General features: G+C 74.3%; 4 protein-coding genes. 1 reads left to right on the top strand and 3 read right to left on the bottom strand.

The features are described from left to right. Positions 1–85: 85 nt before the first annotated feature. The gene (locus BFF77_RS20245; RefSeq protein WP_066951896.1) at positions 86–1,489 is read right to left on the bottom strand and encodes a sensor histidine kinase; all 1,404 of its coding nucleotides are present in this window, start codon (positions 1,487–1,489) and stop codon (positions 86–88) included. A gap of 16 nt (positions 1,490–1,505) precedes the next feature. Continuing rightward, positions 1,506–2,195 carry a response regulator transcription factor gene (locus tag BFF77_RS20250; protein WP_211280282.1) on the bottom strand — a complete coding sequence of 230 codons (690 nt, stop codon included), beginning with the start codon at positions 2,193–2,195 and terminating at the stop codon, positions 1,506–1,508. A gap of 213 nt (positions 2,196–2,408) precedes the next feature. Here BFF77_RS20250 and BFF77_RS20255 point away from each other — a divergent pair, with 213 nt between their 5' ends. After that, positions 2,409–3,032, top strand: coding sequence for a hypothetical protein (locus tag BFF77_RS20255; RefSeq protein ID WP_066951899.1), 624 nt, complete (start codon positions 2,409–2,411; stop codon positions 3,030–3,032). Positions 3,033–3,074: 42 nt separating this feature from the next. Here the strand turns inward: BFF77_RS20255 and BFF77_RS20260 are convergent. Then, the coding region (locus BFF77_RS20260) for a spermidine synthase (protein ID WP_169922693.1) at positions 3,075–3,671 on the bottom strand (597 nt) is incomplete at its 5' end.

The following is a 3,671-nucleotide window of genomic DNA, read 5'->3' on the forward strand; positions in this document are numbered from 1 at the left end:
GCGCAGGGCCGCAGGGCGGCGGACCGCAGGGCACCGGGCCGCGAGGCCGGAGGGAGCCGGACCGGAGGGCGCGGAGCCGCGGGCCTCAGGCCTCCGCCGCCTTGCGGCCCTGCGCAGCCCGCTTGCGGCGGCCGAGACGGTGCCCGCGCGGCGCGTCCGGGGAGCGCCAGCCGTCGAGCCCGATCCAGATCCGTACCTCGGTGCCGCCGAGCACCGAGCGGCCGATCCGTACGTCTCCGCCCGTCGACTCCGCCACCCGGCGCACGATGTCGAGGCCGAGCCCGGTCGAACCGTCCCGTCCGCCGCTGTTGCCCCGCGCGAGCGCGGCCCGGGGATCGGCGATGCCGGGGCCCGCGTCCGAGACCAGGACGATCACGGCGTCCTCGCCGTTGTGCACGTCGACGGCGAAGGCCGTGCCCTCCGGGGTGTGCCGGAAGACATTGCCGAGCAACGCGTCGAGCGCGGCGGCCAGTTCGGCCCTGACCACCGGGATACGGACCGGGCCGCCGATGCCCGCGACCCGTGCCGTACGGCCCTCGTCCTCGGCCAGCGCGGACCAGAAGTCCATCCGCTCCCGGACGACCTCGGAGACGTCACAGCCTCCGGCGGGCCCGGCGGCCACCGTCTGCGGCTTGGACTCGCGGGCGGTACGGATGATCGTGTCGACCTCGCGTTCCAACTGGGCGACGGCCGCTCTGGTCTGGTCGGCGGCCGGGCCCTCGCCCAGCGAGGCGGCGTTGAGCCGCAGCACGGTGAGCGGGGTGCGCAGCCGGTGCGAGAGATCGGCGGCGAGCTCCCGCTCGTTGGCCAGGAGCTGGACGACCTGGTCGGCCATCGAGTTGAACGCGACGGCGGCCGAGCGCAGTTCGGGCGGCCCCTCCTCCGGGACCCGCGCGCCGAGCTTTCCCTCACCCAGCGCGTGCGCCGCGTGCGCGAGACGCTGCGCCGGCTCGACCATCCGCAGTCCGAGCCGGTCGGCGACCGCGACCGAGCCGACCACCAGCGCGAGCCCCACCGCCGCGAGCACCAGCCAGGCGGTGGTGACCCCGTTGGAGACCTCGCCGTCCGGCACGAAGATCTCGACCACCGCGATCCTCGCCCGGCTGAGCGCGGTCGGCTGGAGCAGGGCGTAGCCGCCCGCGACCTCGGTGATGGAGGCGCGGCCGATACGCCGGACGGTCCGCAGATCCTCCTCGGCGGCCCGGCGCGTACCGATCTCCAGCGGCGCACTGCCCGGCTCGTCGGTGGCCGGGACATGCACGGCCATCCGTCCGTACGCGCCGGCCAGCGTGGAGGCGACGGCCCGTTCCAGCTCCGCGCGGTCGGTGGTGATGGAGAGCGTCGGGCCGATGGTGGCGGCCTGCCGCTCGGCGTTGGTGAAGGCACGGTCCCTGGCCATCTCCTTGATGACCAGTCCCAGCGGTACGGCGAAGGCCACGACGACCATCACGGTGACGGCCACGGCCACCTTGACCAGGGCCCATCTCATGTCCGCGGCTCCAGACTCATCTCGGCGGCTCCAGCTTCACCCCGACACCGCGCAGCGTGTGCAGATAGCGCGGCCTGGCCGCCGTCTCGCCGAGTTTGCGCCGCAGCCAGGAGAGATGGACATCGATGGTCTGGTCGTCGCCGTAGGACTGCTGCCAGACCTCGGCGAGCAGCTCCTTGCGCGGGACGACCACTCCCGGGCGCCCGGCGAGGAAGGCCAGCAGATCGAACTCGCGCCGCGTCAGATCCAGTGCGGACCCGTCCAGTTCGGCCTGGCGGCGCAGCGGGTCGATGGACAGCCCGCCGACCCGGATGACACGCGAGGGCGTGGCCTCCTCGGCGCCCGCGCGCGAGCGGCGCAGGACGGCCGCGATCCTGGCCGAGAGATGCTCCACCGAGAACGGCTTGGTGAGATAGTCGTCGGCGCCGTCGTTGAGCAGCCGTACGATCTCCGTCTCGTCGTCCCGCGCGGTGGCGATGATCACCGGTACGTCGGTGATGCCGCGCAGCATCTTCAGGGCCTCGGCGCCGTCGAGATCGGGCAGCCCGAGGTCGAGTATGACCACGTCGAACCGGAAATGGGCGACTTCGCGCAGCGCCTCCAGGGCGGTACCGACGCTCCGTACGGTGTGGGAGGCCTCGGTCAGATGCCTGATGAGGGCGGAGCGCACGAACTGGTCGTCCTCGACCACGAGCACACTGGGCATGGGCGGCACCGTACGCCATCCGGGGAACGCGAGGAGGCCGGTCCCGGCGGTCCGGTCCACGGGCCGTCGTCCCCGGGGCCGTCCCGCGCTGCGCGACACGGACGGTCCACGGGCGGTCCTCGGACGGTCCACGGTCGGCGTCCGGCGTCGGTGATCCACGGGGCTCGTGTGGCACGAGGGCCGTCTGGCGCGGGAGTTGCGGGGTGCGGCACTATGGCCCGGATGCGCAGAGGACTCGTACACGCGATGGCGTGGTCGCTGGCCACCGGGGCGGCGGTCACACTCACGTGGTGGGGTGTCCGTACGGTCATGGCCGGTACGGCCTACGACCCGCCGCGCGCGCTCGCGCTGCCCTCGGACAACTCGGCGGCGCGGCCCAGTCCCGTCGCCTCCTCCACCCAGCGGCCTCCGAGCCCGTCCGCGACGAGACCGAGCCCTCCGGCGAAGTCCGCGGACACGGACACGGACGGGCACGCGGGTACGGGTGCGGACGAGGGCGCCGGTGCGGACGCGGGAGCGGCGACCCCGGCCGGGGAGCAGCAGCCGTCCTCGTACGCGTCGACGGGAGAGCCCCCGCAGGGCGGCGCGGACGGCTACGCGGAACCACCCGATTCCGGGCGGGTGAAGAGCTACACGGTCGACGGCGGCCGGGTCGCCTTCGACATCGGCGAGGTCTCGGCCGAGCTGGTCTCGGCGACCCCGGACGCGGGCTGGCAGATGCAGGTGTGGACGCAGCCGACCTGGATCCGGGTGACGTTCACCCGCGACGGCCGGGAGGTCTCGGTGTTCTGCACCTGGAACGACCATCCGCCGATGGTCCAGTTCGACGACCGCTGAGCGTGCCCGGCGACGGCGACGGGCGGGCGGTGGACGCGTCCGTCAGGCGGTGAACGCGTCGGCCGGAGGCGGCGGTGACGGCTTGGCGCTCGCGTCCGTGACGGCGGGCGCCCCGCCGGTGAAGTCGGCCAGCGCGCGTCCGTGTTCGACCCGCCCCGGGTGCGGATCGCTCGCGACCCGGCGGGTCAGCTCGGCGAGCGGCAGCTCACGGTCGGAGGCGAGCAGTACGGCATTGCCGAACCGGCGTCCGCGCAGCACGGCCGGATCGGCGGCGAGCGCGAGATGCGCGAAGGCGGTCGCGGCGGTGGCGATCTGCCCGCGCAGATGGCCGAGCGGCGGCCCGTCGGCGAGATTGGCCGCGTAACAGCCGTCCGGCCGCAGGGCCCGCCGTACCTCCGCGAGGAACTCGCCGCTGGTGAGATGCGCGGGCGTACGGGCGCCGCTGAACACATCGGCGATCACCAGATCCGCCCAGCCCTCCGGCACCTTGGCGAGCCCGGCGCGGGCGTCGGCGGCGCGGACCCGGATCCGGGCGGCGGGATCCAGCGGGAGCCGCGCACGGACGAACCGGACGAGCGCAGCGTCGACCTCCACGATCTGCTGGGTGGAGCGCGGGCGGGTGGCGGCGACATAACGGGC

This window comes from Streptomyces lushanensis (assembly GCF_001700515.1).
Classification (GTDB): Bacteria; Actinomycetota; Actinomycetes; order Streptomycetales; family Streptomycetaceae; genus Streptomyces; species Streptomyces lushanensis.